At 42.3% G+C, this 24,245-nt stretch carries 25 protein-coding genes and 6 tRNA genes; 30 read left to right on the top strand and 1 reads right to left on the bottom strand.

Annotation, left to right across the window (positions count from 1 at the left end; translation table 11 throughout):
• The first annotated feature begins 68 nt into the window (after positions 1–68).
• From D8847_RS08000 to D8847_RS07950, 11 genes are all read left to right on the top strand, one after another.
• Positions 69–141: transfer RNA gene (locus tag D8847_RS08000), tRNA-Phe, on the top strand.
• A gap of 17 nt (positions 142–158) precedes the next feature.
• Positions 159–239: transfer RNA gene (locus tag D8847_RS07995), tRNA-Tyr, on the top strand.
• A gap of 11 nt (positions 240–250) precedes the next feature.
• Positions 251–321, top strand: a tRNA-Trp gene (locus tag D8847_RS07990).
• Positions 322–335: 14 nt separating this feature from the next.
• Positions 336–408 (top strand) — tRNA-His (locus tag D8847_RS07985).
• A gap of 13 nt (positions 409–421) precedes the next feature.
• Positions 422–493 (top strand) — tRNA-Gln (locus D8847_RS07980).
• A gap of 9 nt (positions 494–502) precedes the next feature.
• Positions 503–586: transfer RNA gene (locus D8847_RS07975), tRNA-Leu, on the top strand.
• A gap of 173 nt (positions 587–759) precedes the next feature.
• Positions 760–2,037 (top strand): gamma-glutamylcysteine synthetase, encoded by a 1,278-nt coding sequence (locus tag D8847_RS07970; protein ID WP_125841219.1) that lies wholly within the window; start codon positions 760–762, stop codon positions 2,035–2,037.
• Positions 2,038–2,112: 75 nt separating this feature from the next.
• Complete coding sequence (thrC, locus tag D8847_RS07965) at positions 2,113–3,597, top strand: threonine synthase (protein WP_125841218.1); 1,485 nt, start codon at positions 2,113–2,115, stop codon at positions 3,595–3,597.
• Positions 3,598–3,657: 60 nt separating this feature from the next.
• On the top strand, positions 3,658–4,938 hold the full coding sequence (locus tag D8847_RS07960) for an MATE family efflux transporter (protein WP_125841217.1): 1,281 nt from the start codon (positions 3,658–3,660) through the stop codon (positions 4,936–4,938).
• A 3-nt stretch (positions 4,939–4,941) separates the two neighbouring features.
• Positions 4,942–5,598 carry an HAD family hydrolase gene (locus D8847_RS07955; protein ID WP_125841216.1) on the top strand — a complete coding sequence of 219 codons (657 nt, stop codon included), beginning with the start codon at positions 4,942–4,944 and terminating at the stop codon, positions 5,596–5,598.
• A 129-nt stretch (positions 5,599–5,727) separates the two neighbouring features.
• Positions 5,728–6,939, top strand: a complete 1,212-nt coding sequence (locus D8847_RS07950) for a LysM peptidoglycan-binding domain-containing protein (RefSeq protein WP_125841215.1) — start codon at positions 5,728–5,730, stop codon at positions 6,937–6,939.
• A 180-nt stretch (positions 6,940–7,119) separates the two neighbouring features.
• On the opposite strand, the gene D8847_RS07945 is transcribed toward D8847_RS07950, so the two are convergent.
• The gene (locus tag D8847_RS07945; protein ID WP_125841214.1) at positions 7,120–7,977 is read right to left on the bottom strand and encodes a DUF975 family protein; all 858 of its coding nucleotides are present in this window, start codon (positions 7,975–7,977) and stop codon (positions 7,120–7,122) included.
• Positions 7,978–8,093: 116 nt separating this feature from the next.
• Here D8847_RS07945 and tgt point away from each other — a divergent pair, with 116 nt between their 5' ends.
• The 19 genes from tgt to D8847_RS07850 all read left to right on the top strand — a co-directional run bounded on the left by tgt (position 8,094) and on the right by D8847_RS07850 (position 24,227).
• Positions 8,094–9,236, top strand: coding sequence for a tRNA guanosine(34) transglycosylase Tgt (gene tgt, locus D8847_RS07940; RefSeq protein WP_001285233.1), 1,143 nt, complete (start codon positions 8,094–8,096; stop codon positions 9,234–9,236).
• A 130-nt stretch (positions 9,237–9,366) separates the two neighbouring features.
• Positions 9,367–11,184, top strand: coding sequence for an acyltransferase family protein (locus D8847_RS07935; protein WP_125841213.1), 1,818 nt, complete (start codon positions 9,367–9,369; stop codon positions 11,182–11,184).
• A gap of 140 nt (positions 11,185–11,324) precedes the next feature.
• Positions 11,325–12,476, top strand: a complete 1,152-nt coding sequence (gene nagA / locus D8847_RS07930; RefSeq protein WP_001134442.1) for an N-acetylglucosamine-6-phosphate deacetylase — start codon at positions 11,325–11,327, stop codon at positions 12,474–12,476.
• A 152-nt stretch (positions 12,477–12,628) separates the two neighbouring features.
• On the top strand, positions 12,629–12,994 hold the full coding sequence (locus tag D8847_RS07925; protein WP_125841212.1) for a DUF1033 family protein: 366 nt from the start codon (positions 12,629–12,631) through the stop codon (positions 12,992–12,994).
• Positions 12,995–13,055: 61 nt separating this feature from the next.
• Positions 13,056–13,997, top strand: coding sequence for a competence type IV pilus ATPase ComGA (comGA, locus tag D8847_RS07920; RefSeq protein ID WP_125841211.1), 942 nt, complete (start codon positions 13,056–13,058; stop codon positions 13,995–13,997).
• The gene (comGB, locus tag D8847_RS07915) at positions 13,945–14,961 is read left to right on the top strand and encodes a competence type IV pilus assembly protein ComGB (protein WP_185757945.1); all 1,017 of its coding nucleotides are present in this window, start codon (positions 13,945–13,947) and stop codon (positions 14,959–14,961) included. The genes comGA and comGB overlap by 53 nt, the downstream gene beginning before the upstream one ends.
• Before the next feature lies 1 nt (position 14,962).
• Complete coding sequence (gene comGC, locus D8847_RS07910) at positions 14,963–15,286, top strand: competence type IV pilus major pilin ComGC (protein WP_049484517.1); 324 nt, start codon at positions 14,963–14,965, stop codon at positions 15,284–15,286.
• Entirely contained in the window at positions 15,249–15,683 is a 435-nt protein-coding gene (comGD, locus tag D8847_RS07905) for a competence type IV pilus minor pilin ComGD (protein WP_185757943.1), read from the top strand. Before comGC ends, comGD begins: the two co-directional genes overlap by 38 nt.
• Positions 15,646–15,948, top strand: coding sequence for a competence type IV pilus minor pilin ComGE (gene comGE, locus D8847_RS07900; protein ID WP_185757942.1), 303 nt, complete (start codon positions 15,646–15,648; stop codon positions 15,946–15,948). Before comGD ends, comGE begins: the two co-directional genes overlap by 38 nt.
• Positions 15,911–16,372: a competence type IV pilus minor pilin ComGF gene (gene comGF, locus D8847_RS07895; RefSeq protein WP_125841208.1), complete on the top strand. Its 462-nt coding sequence runs from the start codon at positions 15,911–15,913 to the stop codon at positions 16,370–16,372. The genes comGE and comGF overlap by 38 nt, the downstream gene beginning before the upstream one ends.
• Complete coding sequence (comGG, locus tag D8847_RS07890; protein ID WP_125841207.1) at positions 16,350–16,763, top strand: competence type IV pilus minor pilin ComGG; 414 nt, start codon at positions 16,350–16,352, stop codon at positions 16,761–16,763. The genes comGF and comGG overlap by 23 nt, the downstream gene beginning before the upstream one ends.
• A 32-nt stretch (positions 16,764–16,795) precedes the next feature.
• Complete coding sequence (locus D8847_RS07885) at positions 16,796–17,386, top strand: class I SAM-dependent methyltransferase (protein ID WP_125841206.1); 591 nt, start codon at positions 16,796–16,798, stop codon at positions 17,384–17,386.
• Between the two features lie 58 nt (positions 17,387–17,444).
• Complete coding sequence (locus tag D8847_RS07880; RefSeq protein WP_125841205.1) at positions 17,445–18,398, top strand: class I SAM-dependent methyltransferase; 954 nt, start codon at positions 17,445–17,447, stop codon at positions 18,396–18,398.
• 50 nt (positions 18,399–18,448) lie between these two features.
• The gene (locus D8847_RS07875; RefSeq protein WP_125841204.1) at positions 18,449–19,639 is read left to right on the top strand and encodes an acetate kinase; all 1,191 of its coding nucleotides are present in this window, start codon (positions 18,449–18,451) and stop codon (positions 19,637–19,639) included.
• Between the two features lie 149 nt (positions 19,640–19,788).
• On the top strand, positions 19,789–20,160 hold the full coding sequence (gene rnpA / locus D8847_RS07870; protein ID WP_000748120.1) for a ribonuclease P protein component: 372 nt from the start codon (positions 19,789–19,791) through the stop codon (positions 20,158–20,160).
• The gene (locus D8847_RS07865) at positions 20,135–20,962 is read left to right on the top strand and encodes a membrane protein insertase YidC (protein ID WP_185757941.1); all 828 of its coding nucleotides are present in this window, start codon (positions 20,135–20,137) and stop codon (positions 20,960–20,962) included. Before rnpA ends, D8847_RS07865 begins: the two co-directional genes overlap by 26 nt.
• A gap of 14 nt (positions 20,963–20,976) precedes the next feature.
• Positions 20,977–21,963, top strand: a complete 987-nt coding sequence (gene jag, locus D8847_RS07860; protein ID WP_125841202.1) for an RNA-binding cell elongation regulator Jag/EloR — start codon at positions 20,977–20,979, stop codon at positions 21,961–21,963.
• A 50-nt stretch (positions 21,964–22,013) separates the two neighbouring features.
• Positions 22,014–22,637 carry a ribonuclease P gene (locus D8847_RS07855; protein ID WP_125841201.1) on the top strand — a complete coding sequence of 208 codons (624 nt, stop codon included), beginning with the start codon at positions 22,014–22,016 and terminating at the stop codon, positions 22,635–22,637.
• A 132-nt stretch (positions 22,638–22,769) separates the two neighbouring features.
• Positions 22,770–24,227, top strand: coding sequence for a PTS ascorbate transporter subunit IIC (locus D8847_RS07850; RefSeq protein ID WP_125841200.1), 1,458 nt, complete (start codon positions 22,770–22,772; stop codon positions 24,225–24,227).
• The last annotated feature ends 18 nt before the right edge of the window (positions 24,228–24,245 follow it).

Genomic DNA, 24,245 nt, shown 5'->3' with positions numbered 1-24,245 from the left:
GAGCAGCTCGGTAGCTCGTCGGGCTCATAACCCGAAGGTCGTAGGTTCAAATCCTGCTCCCGCAATTTGGCTCGGTAGCTCAGTTGGTAGAGCAATGGATTGAAGCTCCATGTGTCGGCGGTTCGATTCCGTCTCGCGCCATATTTTGTTTATAACTTGGAAGGGTAGCGAAGAGGCTAAACGCGGCGGACTGTAAATCCGCTCCTTCGGGTTCGGGGGTTCGAATCCCTCCCCTTCCATTACTTTAGTTACGGGCATAGTTTAAAGGTAGAACTAAGGTCTCCAAAACCTTCAGTGTGGGTTCAATTCCTACTGCCCGTGTTAATATGATTATGGCGGGTGTGGTGAAGTGGTTAACACACCAGATTGTGGCTCTGGCATGCGTGGGTTCGATCCCCATCACTCGCCTATTTTATATTATTGGGGTATAGCCAAGCGGTAAGGCAAGGGACTTTGACTCCCTCATGCGTTGGTTCGAATCCAGCTACCCCAGTTACTATTTGCCGGCGTGGCGGAATTGGCAGACGCGCTGGACTCAAAATCCAGTGTCCGCAAGGACGTGCCGGTTCGACCCCGGCCGCCGGTATAGTAATAAAGACAAGGTTTTCGGACCTTGTTTTTTGATTTAGTGAAGATTTTGATTAAGTACAGATAACTGATGAAACATCTTTTTCTTCTTATTCTAGTCATTTTTAGTGTATTTTTGGTATAATATTACTTATTCACAATTTATTTGATTATGAAAGAGTTTGGTGGTTAATGTCTCGGTCTGTTGAATTACTAAAGAAACGTTACTTAAAGAATATAAAAGAGAACCCAGATTTATTTATTGGGATTGAGTTAGAATTTCCTATTGTAAATTTAGAGGGTAAAGCTACAGATGGTGAAGTTGTTAAGGATCTCTTTCGGTATTTACCATCAGTACTGGGTTTTACTATCGAAAAAGTGGATGATTTTGGGAATCCAATTCAGTTGCTTGATCCAGTCAGCCAAGATACGATCTTGTTTGAGGTTGCTTATACGACGATTGAGTTTGCATTCGGAAAGGCCGAATCTATCCAAGAGGTAGATGAACGCTTTAACTTCTATATGGCTACGATTCAGAATAAGTTGGGTGAAGCTAACCATGCTATTGTTGATTGCGGCATTCATCCCAACTGGGATAAAAATGAGAATTGTCCAGTGGCTTATACCCGCTATCAGATGTTGATGGATTATTTGGATTTGAGTAGAAATGTTACTAAATCAGATTTACATCATTTTCCTGAGTATGGAGCCTTTATCTGTGGGAGTCAGGTTCAACTAGACGTTTCAAGGTCTAACTACCTGCGTGTTATTAATGCTTTTACACAAATTGAAGCAGCTAAAGCCTATTTGTTTGCAAATTCTGAGTTTTCAGGGGCAGATTGGGATACCAAAATTTCGAGAGATATTTTTTGGGAAGAATCCATGCATGGTATCTATCCAGAGAATGTAGGTGTCAATGCTAGACTCTTTAAAGATGAGAATGATTTTTTTGATTATCTAAATCATTCTGCAATTTTTACTGCAGAACGTGATGGACAGACCTATTATTTTTATCCTATTCAGGCTAGAGATTATTTGGCTACACCTGAAATCCAGGCATTTAGCCTTAATGGGGATGAGGTTCTTATTTACCCTCAGGAGAAGGATTTTGAAACCCATCGTAGTTACCAGTACCAAAACTTAACGACTCGAGGAACAGTTGAGTTTCGTAGTGTGTGTACTCAGCCGCTTGATAGGACTTTTACTTCAGGAGCTTTTCACTTGGGATTGTTGCTTTATTTAGACAAGTTAGAAGCTTACTTGCGAACGGCTCCATTTTTTACCATAGTTGGTCGGGATTACAGGTTTTTGAGACGACAATTTTCTAAAAAACAACTCACAGATGAGGAAGAAGCTGCGATTCTAGAATTTTCTAAAGACTTACTCACCCTAGCTGAGGAGGGACTGGAGAAGAGAGGCAAGCAGGAAATGACCTATTTACAGCCTTTGAGAGACAAATTGGGATTATAATTTTTGCTATAAAGCGAGAATTTTCTGAAAAATCATGATATAATGGAAAAGACTATAGATAAAGGATAGAGATTCATGACATTAGTTTATCAATCAACGCGTGATGCGAACAATACAGTAACTGCCAGCCAAGCTATTTTGCAAGGTTTGGCGACGGATGGTGGTCTGTTTACACCGCTTTCTTATCCAAAGGTGGATTTGGACTTTGAAAAATTGAAAGATGCTTCTTACCAAGAAGTGGCTAAATTAGTTTTGTCAGCATTTTTAGATGACTTTACGGCTGAGGAGTTGGACTACTGTATCAACAATGCTTACGATAGCAAGTTTGATACTCCAGCTATTGCGCCATTGGTGAAACTGGATGGGCAATACAACTTGGAACTGTTCCATGGTTCAACGATCGCCTTTAAAGACATGGCCTTGTCTATCTTGCCATACTTTATGACGACGGCCGCTAAAAAGCATGGTTTGGAGAACAAAATCGTCATTTTGACAGCGACATCTGGTGATACTGGGAAAGCTGCGATGGCAGGGTTTGCCGATGTACCTGGTACTGAGATTATCGTCTTTTATCCAAAGGATGGTGTCAGCAAGGTACAAGAGTTGCAAATGACTACTCAGACTGGCGACAATACTCATGTTATTGCTATTGATGGTAACTTTGACGATGCGCAAACAAATGTGAAGCACATGTTCAACGATGTGGAACTTCGTGAAAAGTTGGTAGCGAACAAGTTGCAATTTTCATCTGCTAACTCTATGAACATTGGTCGTTTGGTACCACAGATTGTGTATTATGTTTATGCCTACGCTCAGTTGGTCAAGTCTGGTGAGATTGTGGCTGGTGAAAAGGTCAATTTCACAGTACCAACTGGAAACTTCGGTAATATCTTGGTTGCCTTTTATGCCAAGCAAATCGGCCTACCAGTTGGCAAATTAGTCTGTGCTTCAAATGACAATAATGTTTTAACTGACTTCTTTAAAACTCGTGTTTACGACAAGAAACGTGAGTTTAAGGTGACGACTAGCCCATCTATGGATATCTTGGTATCTTCAAACTTGGAGCGTTTAATTTTCCATCTTTTGGGGAATGATGCGGTTAAGACAGCTGAACTCATGAATGCCTTGAGTACACAAGGACAATATGAATTGACAGACTTTGATGCAGAGATTCTGGATCTCTTTGCAGCTGAATATGCGACGGAGGAAGAAACAGCAGCAGAAATCAAGCGTGTTTATGGGTCAGATTCTTATATTGAGGACCCACACACAGCTGTTGCCTCAGCAGTGTATAGAAAATACAAAGCAGCTACGGGCGATGCGGCTAAGACAGTGATTGCTTCAACAGCTAGTCCATACAAGTTCCCAGTGGTTGCCGTAGAAGCGGTAACAGGAAAAGCAGGCTTAACTGACTTTGAAGCCTTGGCTCAATTACATGACATTTCAGGAGTGGCAGTGCCACCAGCGGTTGATGGCCTTGAAACAGCTCCAGTTCGTCATAAAACAACAGTGGCAGCTGCTGACATGCAAGCAGCGGTTGAGGCTTATCTAGGACTTTAAGACAGAGGGAGTAAACTCGGTTGGGAAACCAACTGAGTTTCTTTTCATCAGGAGGAAGGATTGTTTAAGAAAAATAAAGACATTCTTAATATTGCATTGCCAGCTATGGGTGAAAACTTTTTGCAAATGCTCATGGGAATGGTGGACAGTTACTTGGTCGCTCACTTGGGACTGGTAGCTATTTCGGGTGTTTCAGTGGCTGGCAATATTATCACCATTTATCAGGCGATTTTTATCGCTCTGGGAGCTGCTATTTCCAGTGTTATTTCAAAAAGTTTGGGGCAGAAAGATCAGTCCAAGTTGGCTTATCACGTGACAGAGTCTTTCAAGATAACCCTATTGCTGGGTGCACTTTTAGGCGCTTTATCCATCTTTGCTGGGCAAGAGATGATAGGACTCTTGGGGACGGAGAGGGATGTAGCCGAGAGTGGTGGACTATACCTATCTTTGGTGGGTGGATCGATTGTTCTCTTGGGCTTGATGACCAGTCTAGGTGCCTTGATTCGTGCAACGCATAATCCGCGTCTACCTCTCTATGTTAGTCTTTTATCCAATGCCTTGAATATTCTTTTTTCAAGTCTAGCTATTTTTGTCCTTGATATGGGCATAGCGGGTGTTGCATGGGGGACTATTCTGTCTCGTTTGGTTGGTCTTGGGATTTTGTGGTCGCAATTAAAGTTGCCTTTTGAGAAACCGACTTTTGGTTTAGATAAGGAACTATTGACTTTGGCTTTGCCAGCGGCAGGAGAACGTCTCATGATGCGGGCTGGAGACGTAGTGATCATTGCCTTGGTTGTTTCTTTTGGGACGGAGGCAGTAGCGGGGAATGCAGTCGGAGAAGTCTTGACCCAGTTTAACTATATGCCTGCCTTTGGCGTCGCTACGGCGACGGTCATGCAGGTAGCTCGAGCAGTTGGAGAGGATAACTGGGAAAGAGTAGATGATTTGAGCAAGCAAACCTTTTGGCTTTCCCTGCTTCTCATGTTGCCCTTAACTCTCAGTATCTATGCCTTGGGGACACCATTGACTCATCTCTATACGACCGACCCTATAGCAGTCGAAGCGAGCGTTTTGGTTGCACTGTTTTCTCTACTAGGAACCCCCATGGCGACAGGGACAGTTATTTATACGGCAGTTTGGCAGGGCTTGGGAAATGCTCGCCTCCCCTTTTATACGACAAGTATTGGGATGTGGTGTATCCGTATAGGGACAGCTTATCTGATGGGTATTGTTCTTGGTTGGGGCTTACCTGGTATTTGGGCAGGGACACTTTTGGATAATGGTTTTCGCTGGTTATTTCTACGCTACCGTTACCAGCGTTATATGAGCTTGAAAGGATAGGAGATGCAAAAAATAGCCTTTATTTGGGATTTGGACGGGACTTTATTGGACTCATACGAAGCGATTTTGTCAGGGATTGAGGAGGCCTTTGCTCAATTTTCTATTCCTTATGATAAGGAAAAAGTGAGAGAGTTTATCCTCAGGTACTCTGTGCAGGATTTGCTGGAGCAGGTGGCAGAAGAGAGAAACCTGGATGCGAAAGTGCTCAATCAGGTACGTGCCCAGAGCCTGGCTGAGAAGAATACTCAGGTAGTTTTGATGCCAGGTGCGCGTGAAGTGCTAGCTTGGGCAGACCAAGCAGGGATTCAGCAGTTTGTCTATACTCATAAGGGGGACAATGCTTTTACCATTCTCAGAGACTTGGGGTTGGAATCCTATTTCAAAGAGATTTTAACCAGTCAGAGTGGCTTTGCGCGCAAGCCCAGTCCAGAAGCGGCGACCTATCTGCTAGATAAGTATCAGCTGGATCCTGAGAAGACCTATTATATAGGGGACCGGACTTTGGATGTGGAATTTGCCCGGAATAGCGGCCTTCAAAGCATCAATTTTTTAGAGTCGTCTTATGAAGGGAATCACAGGATTCAAGAGTTAGCAGATATTCCTCATATTTCTGAGGATTGGAGGCGAGAAGATTGTGTCAGTTTTGTGACAGAAACCTAACAAACTATTTCAAGTAATCGCGTTTGTTACAAAGAATAGACAGTTCTATTAAATAGGCCCGAGAGGGCTTTTTTTCTGCTTTTTTTGTGTTATGATAGACAGGTACTCATTTGAAAGGAATATGAACGAATGAAGAAAAGAATTATTTTAGCCTCAACTGTAGCCTTGTCTCTTGCTCCCGCATTAGGAGCTAAAGCTCAAGAAATCTCTTGGACAGCACGTAGCGTTGAGCAAATCCAAAATGACGTGACGAAAAACGAAAACAAAAACAGCTATACAGTTCAGTATGGTGATACCCTGAGCACGATTGCAGAAGCTTTGGGAGTAGATGTGACGGTCCTTGCTAATTTGAATAAAATTACCAATATGGACTTGATTTTCCCAGATACTGTCCTCACTACAACTGTCAATGAGGAAGAAGAGGTAACGGAAGTTGAAATCCAAGCTCCTCAAGCAGATGCTAGTGAAGAAGTGACGACTGCGACAGCTGATTTGACGACGAATCAAGTGACAGTCGATGAACAAACAGTTCAAGTAGAAGACCTTTCTCAACCAATTGAGGAAGCTCCAACTGCAATTGAGACTGAAAAACCAGCAGAAGTAGGGCCAAGTTCAGAAGTTTCTGATACAGCGACAGTTGCTGAGGAGACACCATCTACAGAAATACCTGTAGCAGAAGAAACAGCTGAAATGACTCCAGCGGAAGCACCAGTAGCAGCAACAACTAGTCCAGTTGAAGAAGCTCCACAAGTGGCGACTCCAGCTGCCGAAGAAACGGCTGCAGCAACTTCAGCAGAAGCCCCAGTAGCAGTTGCTCTAGCAACTGAAACACCTGCTGATACAACAGGAACAAGTGTAGCAGAAGAAACAGCAGCATCAACAACAACTTCTGACACTGCAACTTCGACTTATCAAGCAGAGCAAAGCCAAGCTCCTTCAAGAACTTATTCAGCTCCAGCGGCTCCTGACTATGCAGGACTTGCTGTAGCTAAGTCTGAGAATGCTGGTCTTCAACCGCAAACGGCAGCCTTTAAGGAAGAAATCGCCAACTTGTTTGGCATCACATCCTTTAGTGGTTACCGTCCTGGTGACAGTGGAGACCATGGTAAAGGATTGGCCATCGACTTTATGGTCCCAGTGAGTTCAGCACTTGGTGATCAAATCGCGGAATATGCAGTCAAAAATATGGCTAGCCGTGGTATCAACTACATCATCTGGAAACAACGTTTCTACGCTCCATACGATAGTAAATATGGACCAGCCTATACGTGGAATCCAATGCCAGACCGTGGTAGCGTAACCGAAAACCACTATGACCACGTTCACGTATCAATGAACTAATCATTAAAATGGAAGTTGGGAACTGATTGAGTTCCCGCTTCTTTTTTGTGTGTCATTCCTTCAGGGTAAACAAGACGATTCTTCTGAAGCAAGGTGGGCCTGCTATTTTGACTCTGCTGAGTATGTTACTTTTGAAATAAGAAAACCAGCGTCCTGAACGACGCTGGTTTTTGTAGACTCTTATCCATTTCGACGTTTACGGGCTAGTAGGGCTCTGTAAAAGAAGATATGATTGTTCTGGATATAGGGAAGGAGTGAAAAGCTAGCAATTCCAAAAGTAATCCAATTGAGGAAGTACCAAGGGAGTAGTTGTAGATCGAGGACAAAGCGCTGGAATTTGTAACCCTTCATCAAGAAACGGCTAGTTTTCAGGATTTGACGGGGTTTAGCCTGTCCTAAATCTAGAGTATCGCAGAGGAGGAATTCTACCTGCGAGTAGGCATAATGTTGTGGAACGTAGAGGATGTTCCCTACAATCATCAAGATGAGACTCGCGAAAAAGTAGAGGCCAAAGGTCATAAGGAACTGCTCTGTTTCAAGGGATGAGAGGTCTAATTTTGGAAATTCAGGATGTAGGGCGATAAATCTCCGAGCTAAGAGATTGCTATAAAATAGAAAATAAACGCCTACTAAGTTTGGAATGCTCCATAAAAAGAGGTAGAAACGTTTGAGGAGCAGAGTTAGGAAGGTTTGCGAGAAGCGCTCTTCAGCAAAGAGGGCCAGGCTTGATTTTACTGAGAGTTCTGTATCAGGATCCTTGAGGAGTCGGAGTGTCGCAAAGGCAGCACCTGCTAGAAAAATCGTGCTCACAAAAGAAACCACTAGTGGGAAGAGATAGGCTTGGAGCACTTGTGCCAGCATGCTGAAAAAGGATTGCTCTAAAACACTCTCCTGGAGACGAGCCAAGGGGTTGAGAAAGCCAGATAAGATGACCAGTATGCTAGGTAAGAGATAAACGAGAAATAGGCGGGGATTTTCAGCCTGAAATTGCCTCGTATGTAGACGAATAGTTTTTAAATCAATTTTTGGGTATTTCATTCTCTCATTATACCATAGTTCGTGACAGTTCCTGGTTTTTTTGATAAAATCATACAGTATGCCTTTGGGCACAAAGTATGAACTGGGACTGTCTTTCCCAGCTTCGGAGGTAGAAAATGTCAGATTCACCAATCAAATACCGTTTGATTAAGAAAGAAAAACATACAGGAGCTCGTCTGGGAGAAATCATCACTCCCCACGGTACCTTCCCGACACCTATGTTTATGCCAGTTGGGACCCAAGCTACTGTCAAGACCCAGTCACCAGAGGAGTTGAAGGAGATGGGATCAGGAATTATCCTGTCAAATACTTATCATCTCTGGCTTCGTCCTGGAGATGAACTTATTGCACGCGCAGGTGGTCTCCACAAATTTATGAACTGGGACCAACCAATCTTGACGGATAGTGGTGGTTTCCAGGTTTATTCCCTAGCAGATAGTCGTAATATCACCGAAGAAGGAGTAACCTTTAAAAACCATCTCAATGGTTCCAAGATGTTCCTGTCGCCAGAAAAGGCTATTTCTATTCAGAATAATCTGGGCTCAGACATCATGATGTCTTTTGATGAATGTCCTCAGTTTTATCAACCTTACGACTACGTTAAGAAATCCATCGAGCGTACCAGTCGTTGGGCCGAACGTGGCTTAAAGGCTCACCGTCGTCCGGAGGATCAAGGTTTGTTTGGGATTGTACAGGGTGCAGGATTTGAAGACCTTCGTCGTCAGTCAGCTCACGACCTTGTCAGCATGGATTTCCCAGGTTACTCTATCGGTGGTTTGGCAGTGGGAGAAACGCACGAAGAGATGAATGCAGTCTTGGATTTCACAACCCAACTTCTTCCAGAAAACAAACCTCGCTACCTGATGGGTGTGGGGGCGCCAGATAGCTTGATTGATGGAGTTATTCGTGGTGTGGATATGTTTGACTGTGTCTTGCCGACTCGTATCGCTCGTAACGGGACTTGTATGACCAGCCAAGGTCGTTTGGTTGTCAAAAATGCCCAATTCGCTGAAGACTTTACGCCACTGGATCCTGAGTGTGATTGCTACACATGTAAGAACTATACACGCGCCTACCTTCGCCACCTGCTCAAGGCTGACGAAACCTTCGGTATCCGCTTGACTAGCTACCACAATCTCTACTTCTTGCTCAACCTGATGAAGCAAGTACGCCAAGCCATCATGGATGACAATCTCTTGGAATTTCGTGAGTATTTTGTAGAAAAATATGGCTACAACAAGTCAGGACGCAATTTTTAAAGTGTAAAAATAGAATACTGAAATCCTAAGTTTTCTCTTAGGATTTTTCTTCTTTTTTTGATAAAATAAGGTGTATTATGGAATAAAATTAGATGTTTTTACGATCTAATTGAGTGGGGAATAAACTCGTATGCGTATTAAATGGTTTTCCTTGATTAGGATTACAGGTTTGCTTTTGGTGCTCTTGTACCACTTCTTTCAAACAATCTTTCCTGGAGGCTTCTTTGGGGTAGATGTCTTTTTCACTTTTTCAGGATTTTTGATCACTGCCCTCCTTTTAGAAGAATTTGGAAGAAAACGCCAGATTGATTTACTGGGCTTTTTTAAGAGACGGTTTTACCGCATCGTACCACCTGTGGTTCTGATGGTTTTGGTGACCATGCCCTTTACCCTCCTAGTTCGCCAAGACTATGTTGCTGGAATTGGCGGCCAGATAGCTGGAGTTCTCGGTTTTATGACCAACTTCTATGAGATGTTAACAGGGGGAAGTTACGAATCTCAGTTCATTCCGCATCTCTTTGTTCACAACTGGAGTCTAGCCGTTGAGGTTCACTACTATATTCTTTGGGGCTTAGCGGTTTGGTTCTTATCGAAACGTTCAAAATCTAGTAGTCAATTGAAAGGGATGGTATTTCTCCTTTCTGCGGGAGCTTTCATCATTAGCTTTTTCTCCATGTTTATTGGTAGTCTAATGGCTAGTTCCCATTCATCTGTCTACTTTTCAAGTTTAACCCATGTCTATCCCTTCTTTTTAGGAAGCATTTTAGCGACGGTTGTGGGGGTTCGTCAGACGAGCGATTTAGTCAAGCAGTTTGACCGGACGTGGGATCTTCGTCAGAATTTACTGGTGTTTGCTGCAGGTCTTTTGGTATTGGTGCTCTTGACTTTCTTTGTCAAGTTCACCTACCTGTTTGCTTATCTATTCGGTTTCTTACTGGCAAGTTTAGCGGCCGTGACCATGATTTTTGCTGCGCGTGTTTTGCATGAGAAAACGCCTGAGATACAAGAACCTCGGATAATTACATTTTTAGCGGATACCAGCTACGCGGTTTATCTCTTCCACTGGCCTTTTTATATTATCTTTTCGCAGTTGATGAGCAATCTGCCCGCTGTTATTTTAACCGTTATCTTTTCTTATTTCTTTGCTATCCTATCCTTCTATATTATTGAGCCATTGATTGCTGGTAAGACCAACGCTTTAGTTAGAAAAATCACTAAGCTACATCATATCAAACCCATTAGTGCTAGTATTGTGGGCGCTCTTTCCTTACTTACCTTGATTATCATAGCTATGGCTCCTCAAGTTGGAGCCTTTGAGACAGACTTGATGGTCAATGGTTTCAAGCAAGCTCAGACCAATATAGGACAAACAAAGACTCTTGCTGAACAAGCTGAAGTCAGTCGCCTAGGAATTTCTGAGGGGACGAGTTTGATTGGGGATTCAGTGACTTTACGTGCCAATACAGCCTTAAAAACGGCACTTCCTGATGCAAATATCAATGCTCAGGTTAGTCGGACGACCAAGCAAGCCAATGACATCATGCTCAATAATAGTCAGAACAAGGCGCTTTTAAAAACAGTTGCCATTGCAACGGGGGTCAACAATCCTGAAGGCTATAAGAATGATTTGGACAGCATCGTTAACAATCTACCAAAAGGACACCATCTGATACTGGTGACACCTTATGAGGGAGACAAGAGCAAGGACACTTATGCATCAGTGGAGCAGTATGCGGCTTATGCGAGAGAATTAGCTGAAAAGAATCCATATGTGAGCGTCGCTGACTGGAATAAGGTCGCTAAGGAACACCCTGAAATCTGGGCTGGAACCGACCAGGTCCACTTTGGAAATGATAGCAACATGATTGAAGAAGGTGCTAAACTTTACGCAGAAACGATTGCAGCTGCTGTCAAGGCTGCTCAAGAGCTACCTGTAAAATCAAAATAAGATCAAAGAGTTGGAGAAATCCAGCTCTTTTAAAATATCCACGAAAAATAGGTCTATACCATTTACAAATAAAAAAGAAAGGTTTATAATGTAATTGACATAATAAATTCTAACATCAATCTATCAAGGAGGTTATCATTATGCCTAATTATATTAAAGCGGATCAGTTTTTCTACCCACACGGAGTTCGTCGTGGCGGTTACTTGGAACTTGTGGATGGCAAGTTTGGCAAACATGTGGAACAGATTCCTGAAGGAGCTGAGGTGATTGACTATACCGGTTATAGCATTGCCCCAGGACTTGTGGATACCCATATTCATGGATTTGGTGGTGTCGATGTCATGGACAATAACATCGAAGGAACCCTTCATACCATGAGTGAAGGATTGCTTAGCACGGGTGTTACCAGCTTCTTGCCAACGACGTTGACTTCCTCTTACGAGCAGTTGCTTGCAGTAACTGAAAATATCGGTGCTCGTTACCAGGAAGCAAGTGGAGCCAAGATTCGTGGGATCTATTTTGAAGGGCCTTATTTCACAGAAAAATACAAGGGAGCCCAAAACCCTGCCTACATGAAAGACCCTCGTATGGATGAGTTTCGTGCTTGGCAAAAAGCTGCCAATGGCTTGCTCAATAAAATCGCCCTTGCGCCAGAACGCGAAGGTGTAGAAGACTTTGTTCGTACGATTACAGGCGAAGGAGTGACTGTTGCTCTTGGACACTCAAATGCGACTTTTGATGAAGCTAAAAAAGCAGTCGATGCTGGAGCAAGCGTTTGGGTACATGCCTACAATGGGATGCGTGGGTTGACTCACCGTGAGCTCGGTATGGTGGGAGCCATGTATGAATTGCCACATACTTACGCAGAATTGATTTGTGATGGTCACCATGTGGATCCAAAGGCCTGTGACATTTTGCTCAAACAAAAAGGAACTGAAAATATTGCCCTTATCACAGACTGTATGACAGCTGGTGGCTTGGAAGACGGTGACTACATGTTGGGAGAATTCCCAGTAGTTGTTGCCAATGGAACTGCACGCCTCAAATCTACAGGCAATTTGGCAGGTTCTATCCTCAAACTCAAAGACGGTTTGAAGAATGTGGTCGAATGGGGCATTGCGAATCCGCATGAAGCAGTCATGATGGCCAGCCTCAACCCAGCAAAATCTGTTCACATCGATGATGTCTGTGGTCAAATCCGTGAAGGTTATGACGCTGACTTTATCGTACTAGATAAAGATTTGGAATTGGTAGCAACCTACCTAGATGGTGTGAAACGTTATCAAGCCTAAGAAGATAAAAATAGGGGTCAATAAAGGACTCCTATTTTTATGATAGACTGAAAAGGTATTTAAAGAAGTCTTCCTAAAGGGAATGGCAAGCAAAATCCTTTTCTTGTATTAAAAAATTAGATATAATATACGGTACAAAGGAAGTAGTAAGAATGTATCGTGTTATAGAAATGTATGGGGACTTTGAACCGTGGTGGTTCATAGAAGGTTGGGAAGAAGATGTCATCATGAGTCAATCTTTTGACAAGTATTATGATGCTCTAAAATATTATAAATCATGCTGGTTTGAGCTGGAAAAGAAGAATCCTCTTTATAAGAGTCGGAGTGATTTGATGACTATTTTTTGGGATCCTGCTGATAAACGCTGGTGTAATGAGTGTGATGAGTATTTGCAGCAGTACCATTCTTTGGCACTTTTACAAGATGGGCAAGTCATCCCTGATGAAAAGCTACGTCCAGGCTACGAAAAACAAACAGGTCAAGAAAAACACCGTTCTTGCCGCATGAAATGGAGATAAAAAGTAACTTTTTAAGTTGCTTTTTTTATTTTTTTGCGAATAGTTAGATAAGGAGGGCGGTATGGTACAAGAAATTGCACAGAAAATTATTGCTACTGCGAAAGAAAAGAAGGCTCAGGATATCTATTTTATTCCCAAGGAAAAGTCCTATGAGCTTCACATGCGGGTTGGAGACGAACGATGTCTAGTTGACTCCTATGAGTTTGATGTTTTAGCTGCTGTGATTAGTCATTTTAAGTTTGTAGCGGGTATGAACGTAGGAGAGAAGAGGCGTAGTCAGCTGGGGTCTTGTGACTATCAGCATGGGGAGAAGGTGTCTTCTCTGCGTTTGTCTACCGTAGGAGATTATCGGGGACATGAGAGTTTGGTCATTCGTTTGTTGCACGATGAGGAACAGGAGCTGCATTTCTGGTTTCAGGATATGAACGAACTGGGTGAGCAGTACAGGCAACGTGGTCTCTATCTCTTTGCAGGTCCAGTCGGCAGTGGCAAGACGACCTTGATGCACGAATTAGCCAAGTCCCTGTTTATGGGGCAACAAGTTATGTCTATCGAAGACCCTGTCGAAATCAAGCAGGAAGACATGCTCCAGTTGCAGTTGAATGAGGCGATTGGATTGACCTATGAAAATCTGATCAAACTGTCTCTCCGGCATCGTCCGGATCTCCTGATTATCGGTGAAATTCGGGATAGCGAGACGGCGCGTGCAGTAGTTAGAGCCAGTTTGACAGGGGCGACAGTCTTTTCAACCATTCATGCCAAGAGTATCCGAGGTGTTTATGAACGTCTTCTGGAGTTGGGTGTGACGGAGGAGGAACTAGCAGTTGTCTTGCAAGGAGTCTGCTACCAGAGATTAATCGGGGGAGGAGGAATCGTTGACTTTGCAAACAAAGACTATCAAGAACACCAGCCAACTAGCTGGAATGAGCAGATTGATCAGCTTCTTAAAGATGGACATATCACAAGTCTTCAGGCTGAAACGGAAAAAATTAGCTACAGCTAAGCAGAAGAAAATCATCACCTTGTTTAACAATCTCTTCTCCAGTGGCTTTCACTTGGTGGAAATTATTTCTTTTCTAGGAAGAAGTGCCTTGCTGGAAAAGGACTATGTGACCCAGATGCACCAAGGCTTGTCTCAGGGGAAATCCTTCTCAGAAATGATGGAAAGTTTGGGCTTTTCAAGTGCCATTGTCACTCAGTTATCCCTAGCTGAGGTTCATGGAAATCTCCATCTGAGTCTGGGAAAAATAGAAGAATATCTGGACAATCTGGCCAAGGTCAAGAAAAAATTAATCGAAGTGGCGACTTATCCCCTGATTTTGCTGGGCTTTCTCCTGCTAATCATGCTGGGGTTGAGGAACTATTTGCTGCCTCAACTGGACAGTAGCAATATCGCCACCCAAATCATTGGCAATCTGCCACAAATTTTTCTGGGACTAGTGTTGGTTTGCTCTCTGTCTCTACTCTTAGCTCTCACTTTCTACAAAAGAAGTACCAAGATGCGGGTCTTTTCGATGTTAGCGCGGATTCCCTTCCTAGGAATCTTTGTCCAGACTTATCTGACAGCTTATTATGCGCGTGAATGGGGCAATATGATTTCACAGGGAATGGAGCTGACGCAGATTTTTCAGATCATGCAGGAACAGGGTTCTCAGCTCTTTAAAGAAATCGGTCAAGATTTGGCTCAAGCCCTGCAAAATGGCCGCGAATTTTCTCAAACCATAGCGACCTATCCTTTCTTTAAAAAGGAGTTGAGTCTCATCATCGAGTATGGAGAAGTCAAGTCCAAGCTGGGGAGTGAGTTGGAAATCTATGCTGAAAAAACTTGGGAAGCCTTTTTTACCCGAGTCAACCGCACCATGAACTTAGTACAGCCACTGATTTTTATCTTTGTGGCCCTGATTATCGTTTTACTTTATGCGGCAATGCTTATGCCCATGTATCAAAATATGGAGGTAAATTTTTAAAATGAAAAAATTCATGACAAAACTAAAAAAAGCTAAGGTTAAAGCTTTCACTTTGGTAGAGATGTTAGTCGTCCTTTTAATCATCAGCGTTCTTCTCTTGCTCTTTGTACCCAATTTGACCAAGCAAAAGGATGCCGTAGATGATAAAGGAAAAGCTGCAGTTGTCAAGGTCGTAGAAAGCCAGGCAGAGCTCTATCGTTTGGATAAAAATGATGACGCCAGCCTCAGCAAATTACAAGCGGACGGTCGTATCACTGCTGAGCAAGCCAAAGCTTATAAAGACTACCATGCAAAACAAAAAACAAGCCAAACCGTTGCAGATTAAGGCCTTTACTATGCTTGAAAGTCTCTTGGTTTTGGGACTTGTGAGTATCCTTGCTTTGGGCTTGTCCGGCTCAGTTCAGTCCAGTTTTGCAGCGGTGGAAGAGCAGATTTTCTTTATGGAGTTTGAAGAACTCTATCGGGAAACGCAAAAACGCAGTGTTGCTAGTCAGCAAAAAATCAGTCTGAACTTAGATGGACAGACGATCAGCAATGGCAGTCAAAACTTGACCGTTCCTAAAGGAATTCAGGCACCATCAGGACAAAGCATTATATTTGATCGAGCTGGAGGAAATTCGTCTCTGGCTAAGGTTGAATTTCAAACCAGCAAAGGAGCGATTCGCTATCAATTATATCTAGGAAATGGAAAAATTAAACGCACTAAGGAAACAAAAAATTAAGGCAGTGATTTTACTGGAAGCAGTAGTTGCTCTAGCCGTTTTTGCCAGCATTGCGACCCTTCTTTTAGGACAAATTCAGAAAAATAGGCAGGAAGAGGCAGAAATCTTGCAAAAGGAAGAAGTCTTGCGTGTAGCTAACATGGCTCTGCAGACAGGTCAAAATCAGGTAAACATAAACGGAGTAGAGATTCAGGTATTTTCTAGTGAAAAGGGATTGGAGGTTTATCATGGTTCAGAGAAGTTGCTCGACCTTAAAGAACAGTAAGGTAAGAGCGTTCACTCTTTTAGAATCTCTGATTGCCCTTATCGTCATTAGCGGAGGCTTGCTCCTTTTTCAAGCTATGAGTCAGCTCCTCATTTCAGAAGTTCGTTACCAGAAGCAAAGCGAGCAAAAGGAGTGGCTCTTGTTTGTGGACCAGCTGGAGGCAGAGTTAGAGCGTTCGCAGTTTGAAAAGGTGGAAGGCAATCGCCTCTACATGAAACAGGATGGTAAGGATATCTCTATAGGGAAGTCTAAATCGGATGATTTTCGAAAAACGGATACCAGCGGAAGGGGCTATCAGCCGATGGTTTATGGGCTTAAATCAGCTCAAATTACAGAAGAAAATCAATTGGTTCGCTTTCGTTTCCAATTTCAAAAAGGCTTAGAAAGGGAGTTCATCTATCGTGTGGAAAAAGCAAAAAGTTAAGGCAGGCGTTCTCTTATATGCAGTCACCATGGCAGCCATTTTTAGCCTTTTGTTGCAGTTTTATTTGAACCGGCAAGTAGCCCATCACAAAGACTTTGCCCTAAACAAAGAAAAGTTGGCAGCTTTTGCCATGGCCAAGCGAAGCAAAGAGAAGGTTGAGCAAGAAAGTGGAGAACAAGTCTTCAACCTAGGAAAAGTCAGGTATCAAAATACGAAAACAGGTTTTACAACAAGTGTACGTATGAATAAGGGCAACTATGAATTTCTCTTTCCTCCGATGAAAACCCACGAAAAGAAAACAGCTAAAAAGGAAGAGGTAGCGACTGATTCAAGCAATCAAGCAGGGAAGAAAAAATCAGAAGAAAAGCCGGAAAAGAAAGCCAATTCCTAGGCAATTCAACTTCTTTGTGTTACACTAAAAGCATGAAACACGATTTTAATCACAAAGCAGAAACCTTTGATTCGCCCAAAAATAACTTTCTTGCAAACTTGGTTTGTCAGGCAGTTGAAAAACAGCTTGCTCTTCTATCAGACAAGGAAATATTGGACTTTGGTGGTGGGACGGGTCTATTAGCTTTGCCCCTGGCCAAGCAGGCCAAGTCTGTTACCCTTGTGGACATCTCGGAGAAAATGCTGGAGCAAGCCCGTTTGAAAGCAGAGCAACAAGACATCAAGAATATCCAGTTTTTGGAACAGGATTTACTGGTGAATCCTTTGGAGCAACAATTTGACCTGATTGTTGTCAGTCGAGTTCTTCATCATATGCCTGATCTAGATGCGACTCTTGCTATGTTTCACCATCATCTTAGGGAGAATGGACAGATACTCATTGCTGATTTTGTCAAGACAGATACCAACCATCATGGCTTTGAATTGCCTGAACTGGAAACCAAACTCGATCAGTTTGGTTTTTCGAACATTGACAGTCAGATTCTTTACAGTGCTGAAGGTCTTTTCCTAGGAAATTACGCAGAGCTCTTTTTAACTGTAGCCCAAAAATCACTCGCTGACTAAAGCAGTGATTTTTTCTCTTCAGATGGAAAAAAGGAGGGAAATTTGATAAGATAGGAACATGGATTTTGAAAAAATAGAACAAGCTTATACGTATTTACTAGAGAATGTCCAAGTCATTCAAAGTGATTTGGCGACCAACTTTTATGATGCCTTGGTAGAGCAAAATAGTATCTACCTAGATGGTGAGACCGAGCTAGAACAGGTCAAAGAGAACAATCAAGCCCTTAAACGCTTAGCGCTTCGCAAGGAAGAGTGGCTCAAGACCTACCAGTTTCTCTTGATGAAGGCAGGACAAACGGAGCCTTTACAGGCCAATCACCAATTTACACCAGATGCCATTTCTCTCCTCTTGGTACTTGTTGTAGAAGAGTTGCTTCATAAAGAGGAGATTAGCATCCTCGAAATAGGTTCTGGTATGGGGATTTTGGGGGCTACTTTCTTGACTTCTCTTGCTAAAAAAGTAGATTACTTGGGAATCGAAGTGGATGATTTGCTGATTGATTTGGCAGCTAGTATGGCAGATGTGATTGGTTTGCAGGCTGGTTTTGTCCAAGGAGATGCCGTTCGTCCGCAAATGCTTAAAGAAAGCGACGTGGTCATCAGCGACTTGCCTGTTGGCTATTACCCAGACGATGCCATCGCTTCACGCTATCAAGTGTCTTCTAGTCAAGAGCATACCTATGCCCACCATTTGCTGATGGAACAAGGCCTCAAGTACCTTAAGTCAGATGGTTATGCTATTTTTCTGGCTCCGAGTGATTTATTGACCAGCCCTCAAAGTGACTTATTAAAAGGGTGGCTTAAAGATGAAGTGAGTCTGGCTGCTATTATCGCCTTACCAGAGGATATTTTCTCAACTGCAAGCCAAGCTAAAAGTATTTTTGTCTTACAGAAGAAAAGAGATAAGGAAATAGAACCCTTTGTCTACCCTCTTACTAGCTTGCAGGATCCGTCAGTTTTGTTGACCTTTAAAGAAAATTTTCAAAATTGGAGCAAAGGTACTGAAATATAAAAGAGATTTTGTTATAATAGATGAAAACGCTTAAAAAGAGGTATCATCTTATGACAAAAACAATTGCAATCAATGCAGGAAGCTCAAGCTTGAAATGGCAACTTTATCAAATGCCTGAAGAGAAAGTTTTGGCTAAAGGCTTGATTGAACGTATTGGATTGAAAGATTCAATTTCAACAGTAAAATTTGACGGTCGTTCGGAGCAACAAATTCTTGATATCGAAGACCATACACAAGCCGTTAAAATTTTATTGGATGACTTGATTCGTTTTGACATCATTAAAGGGTACGATGAGATTACAGGTGTCGGACACCGCGTCGTTGCAGGTGGTGAATATTTCAAGGAATCAACAGTTGTTGAGGGAGATGTGTTAGAAAAAGTTGAGGAGCTGGGACTCTTGGCTCCTCTTCACAATCCAGCCAACGCAGCTGGAATTCGTGCATTTAAGGAATTGCTTCCAGATATTACCAGTGTTGTTGTATTCGATACTTCATTCCACACAACCATGCCAGAAAAGGCTTATCGCTACCCTCTACCAACTAAATACTACACAGAAAACAAGGTTCGTAAATATGGTGCCCACGGGACAAGCCACCAGTTTGTCGCAGGAGAAGCAGTGAAACTTTTGGGCCGTCCTCTAGAAGATTTGAAATTGATTACCTGCCATATTGGTAATGGGGCTTCTATCACAGCTGTTAAGGGCGGGAAGTCTGTAGATACTTCTATGGGATTCACACCACTTGGCGGTGTGATGATGGGAACTCGTACAGGAGATATTGACCCTGCTATTATCCCTTATCTCATGCAATATACAGAGGATTTCAATACTCCAGAAGATATTAGCCGCGTTCTCAATCGTGAATCAGGGCTCATGGGAGTTTCTAGTCAGTCAAGCGATATGCGTGATGTGATTGCTGCCATGGAAGCAGGAGACCATGATGCGACTTTGGCTTATGAAATGTATGTTGATCGTATCCAAAAACATATCGGCCAGTACCTTGCAGTCCTAAATGGAGCAGATGCGATTATCTTCACAGCAGGTATCGGTGAAAATGCAGCAGATTTCCGTGAGGATGTCATTTCAGGTATCTCTTGGTTTGGTTGTGATGTAGATCCAGAAAAGAATGTCTTTGGTGTAACGGGAGACATCTCAACTGACGCAGCGAAAATCCGTGTCTTGGTTATTCCAACAGATGAAGAATTGGTGATTGCACGCGATGTTGAGCGCTTGAAAAAATAAGTAAATACACGTAAAATTTGATTGTGAAAAGAAGTTGGGAAAGAAATTTTCCAGCTTTTTTTATGTAGAAAATGTCTAAAACCTTGCTGTTATTGGCTTTTTCAAAAAATATGGTATAATAGTAGTAATTTAATAGATGGAGTTGAGTTTTGAAGAAAAGCTTTCGTGTAAAAAGAGAGAAAGATTTTAAGGCGATTTTCAAGGACGGAACGAGTTTTGCCAATCGAAAATTTGTTGTCTACCAATTGGAAAACCAGCAAAACCATTTTCGAGTAGGACTGTCCGTCAGCAAAAAGCTGGGGAATGCAGTTACCAGAAATCAAATTAAGAGACGAATCCGGCACATTCTACAAAGTGTAAAAGGGAGTTTGGTAGAGCATGTCGATTTTGTCGTGATTGCCCGAAAAGGGGTGGAAACCTTGGAATATGCAGAGATGGAGAAAAATCTACTCCACGTATTAAAGTTATCAAAGATTTATCAGGAAGGAAATGGGAGTGAAAAAGAAACTACAGTTGACTAGTTTGTTGGGCTTGTCCTTGTTTATCATGACGGCCTGTGCAACAAATAGTACAGCTAGCGATATAACAGCAGACTCGACAGATTTTTGGAGTAAATTCGTCTATTTTTTTGCTGAAATTATCCGCTTTTTGTCCTTTGACATTAGTATCGGAGTGGGGATTATCCTCTTCACAATCTTGATTCGGACGATTCTATTACCGGTCTTTCAGACACAGATGGTTGCCTCTAGAAAAATGCAAGAGGCTCAACCGCGCATCAAGGCTTTGCGAGAGCAATATCCAGGTCGTGATATGGAAAGTAGAACCAAGCTAGACCAGGAAATGCGCAAGGTTTATAAAGAGTTAGGGATCAAGCATTCATCCTCTCTCTGGCCAATTTTAATACAAATGCCGGTTCTCTTGGCGCTCTTTCAAGCCTTGAGTCGAGTAGATTTTTTGAAAACAGGTCACTTTTTATGGATTAATTTGGGGGGAGTAGATACAAGTTTTGTTCTTCCAATTTTGGCAGCAGTCTTTACCTTCTTGAGTAGCTGGTTATCGAATAAAGCTTTGTCCGAAAAAAGTGGGGCTACGACAGGGATGATGTATGGTATGCCTATATTGATCTTTGTTTTTGCCATCTCCGCCCCAAGCGGTGTAGCCTTGTACTGGGCTGTATCTAATGCTTATCAAGTTCTGCAAACCTATTTCTTGAATAATCCTTTCAAGATTATTGCTGAAAGAGAAGCAGTGGCACAAGCAGAAAAAGATTTAGAAGGTAAGAAGAGAAAAGCCTTGAAAAAAGCACAGAAAAAGAAAAAATAAGGAGGAATCTGGTAATGGTATTATTTACAGGTTCAACGGTTGAAGAAGCAATCCAAAAAGGATTGAAAGAGTTAGACATTCCAAGAATGAAGGCCCACATCAAGGTCGTTTCGAAAGAGAAAAAAGGGTTCTTAGGCTTGTTTGGTAAGAAGCCAGCTCAAGTTGATATCGAAGCGATCAGTGAAACAACAGTGATTAAAGCCAATCAGCAGGCCATTAAAGGGGTTCCAAAAGAAGTCAATGAAAAAAATGAACCCGTGAAAACAGTAAGTGAAGCAACTGTTGATTTGGGGCATGTAGTTGAAGCGATTAAGAAGATTGAAGAAGAAGGTCAAGGTGTTTCTGAAGAGGTCAAGGCTGAAATCCTGAAAAATGAAAAACATGCCAGCACGATTTTGGAAGAAACAGGTCATATTTCAATTTTAAATGATTTGGAACCAGAGGATACTGCCGAGGAAGTGGAATCTGCTCCAGAAAAAGAAACTGAAACGCAGGAAGCAACAAGCCAATCTTTGGAAGATTTAGGCTTGAAAGTAGAACCAAGTTATGACATCGAACAAGTGGCAACTGAAGTAGCTAACTACGTTCAAACCATTGTAGATGATATGGATGTTGAAGGGACGATTTCAAGTGACTACAATCGCCGCACCATCAATCTTCAAATTGACACCAATGAACCAGGCCGTATTATCGGCTATCACGGAAAAGTCTTGAAAGCTCTTCAACTATTGGCGCAAAATTACCTTTATAATCGCTATTCAAGAACTTTCTACATTACGATTAACGTCAATGATTATGTTGAACACCGTGCAGAAGTCTTGCAAACCTACGCTCAAAAATTAGCGAATCGCGTATTGGAGGAAGGTCGTAGCCAGCAAACAGATCCAATGTCGAATAGCGAACGCAAGATTATCCATCGCATTATTTCACGCATGAATGGAGTGACCAGTTATTCTGAGGGTGATGAGCCAAATCGCTATGTTGTCGTAGATACAGAATAAACAAAATCAGGCTTGACCTGATTTTTTGCTAGGAAAGGAAAGATTCAGATATGCTGAAAGCAGTTAGAGAATACCTATCATTTGCAGGAGTTCAGTACCGTAATCCTGATAAAGCTGGCGATGAAAGAGAAAAGATGTTGGATTTGCGGCAAAAAGGTCAAGAGGCTCGGAAGTCTTTTACAGAACTTGCCAATACCTTTCAAGCAAGTCATCCAGAATGGCAACTTCAACAGACTAGTCAGTGGATGAATCAAGCGCAGCGCTTGCGACCGCATTTCTGGGCCTATCTACAGAGAGAGGGGCAGGTAGCAGAACCTATGTTGGCGCTGCGTTTGTATGGGGAACCCTCAGATTTTGGGATTTCCTTAGAAGTCAGTTTTATAGAGCGTAAGAAGGATGAGCAAACTTTAGGCAAGCAGGCTAAAGTTTTAGAAATTTCAACCATTGAAGGAATTTATTATCTAGCATACACCGATGGTCAAAATCAAAAGGTAGAAGCTAATGAAGAAAACCGTCTGCTCTTACGCAATAAGGTACGAAATCAGGAAATCCGTAAAGTTTTGGTCAAGTCGGATGTTTCTTTCTTAGAAGATCAACCATTAGAAGCAATTTTAGAAAAGTTAGAAGAAGCTTATACTCGCCTACTTCCTTACTATGAGGTGACGAGGAAGTAAAATTTCTCAAAAATATCATAAATCGTACAGTCCAAGAGTGAACAGTCCGCTGTGTAATTCTTGGTCTTTTTGTTTGCGTTTTCAAAATATATAATAAAGTTACAAAAACAATTCAAATAAAGGAGAGCAGTTATGGAAGTCATTTCAGGTGTTCTAAATTGGTTTTCTAGCAATATTTTGCAGAATCCCGCATTTTTCGTAGGTCTCTTGGTACTAATTGGGTATGCGCTTTTGAAAAAGCCAGCTCATGAAGTCTTTTCAGGATTTGTAAAAGCGACAGTTGGTTATATGTTGCTGAACGTTGGTGCGGGAGGCTTGGTTACCACTTTCCGTCCGATCTTGGCAGCTCTCAACTTTAAATTCCAAATTGGTGCGGCAGTTATCGATCCTTACTTTGGACTAGCAGCCGCAAATAACAAAATTGCAGCTGAGTTTCCTGGTTTTGTCGGAACTGCAACAACAGCCCTTTTGATCGGTTTCGGGGTCAATATTCTGCTAGTGGCTTTCCGTAAACTCACCAAAGTGAGAACTCTCTTTATCACAGGGCATATCATGGTGCAACAAGCAGCAACTGTTTCTCTTATGGTTCTCTTCTTGGTTCCACAATTGCGCAATGCTTACGGTACAGCGGCTATCGGAATTATCTGTGGACTTTACTGGGCAATCAGCTCAAACATGACTGTTGAAGCAACTCAACGTTTGACTGGTGGGGGTGGTTTTGCGATTGGTCACCAACAACAATTTGCTATTTGGTTTGTAGATAAAATCGCAGGACGTTTTGGTAAGAAGGAAGAAAGTCTAGACAATATTAAATTGCCTAAATTCCTCTCTATCTTCCATGATACAGTAGTTGCCTCTGCGACCTTGATGCTGGTCTTCTTTGGTGCTATTCTCTTAATCTTGGGACCAGAAATCATGTCAAATAAAGAAGTAATCACTTCAGGAACCTTGTTCAATCCTGCTAAGCAAGACTTCTTCATGTATATTATCCAAACAGCCTTCACCTTCTCAGTTTACTTGTTTATCTTGATGCAAGGTGTCCGCATGTTCGTATCTGAATTGACAAATGCCTTCCAAGGTATCTCAAGCAAGCTTTTGCCAGGTTCATTCCCAGCGGTGGACGTTGCAGCTTCTTATGGATTTGGCTCTCCAAACGCTGTTTTGTCAGGTTTTGCCTTTGGTTTAATTGGTCAATTGATTACAATCGTTCTACTCATCGTCTTCAAAAATCCTATCCTTATCATCACAGGATTTGTACCGGTATTCTTTGATAATGCAGCTATCGCCGTTTACGCTGATAAACGTGGTGGTTGGAAAGCGGCAGTTATCTTGTCCTTTATCTCAGGTGTACTTCAAGTTGCCCTTGGTGCTCTTTGCGTAGCCCTTCTCGACTTGGCGGCTTATGGTGGTTACCATGGAAATATCGACTTTGAATTCCCATGGCTTGGATTTGGCTACATCTTCAAATACCTTGGTATTATTGGTTATGTGCTTGTTTGCCTCTTCTTGCTTGTCATTCCTCAAATTCAATTTGCCAAAGCTAAAGATAAAGAAAAATACTATAACGGCGAAGTACAAGAAGAAGCTTAGAATTTAGAAAAGGAGAAA

The organism is Streptococcus mitis (genome assembly GCF_003942795.1).
In the GTDB taxonomy this organism is placed as follows: domain Bacteria; phylum Bacillota; class Bacilli; order Lactobacillales; family Streptococcaceae; genus Streptococcus; species Streptococcus mitis_BJ.
The sequence above is the reverse complement of the archived record's forward strand: the minus strand, read 5'-3'. Positions and strand labels throughout refer to the sequence as shown.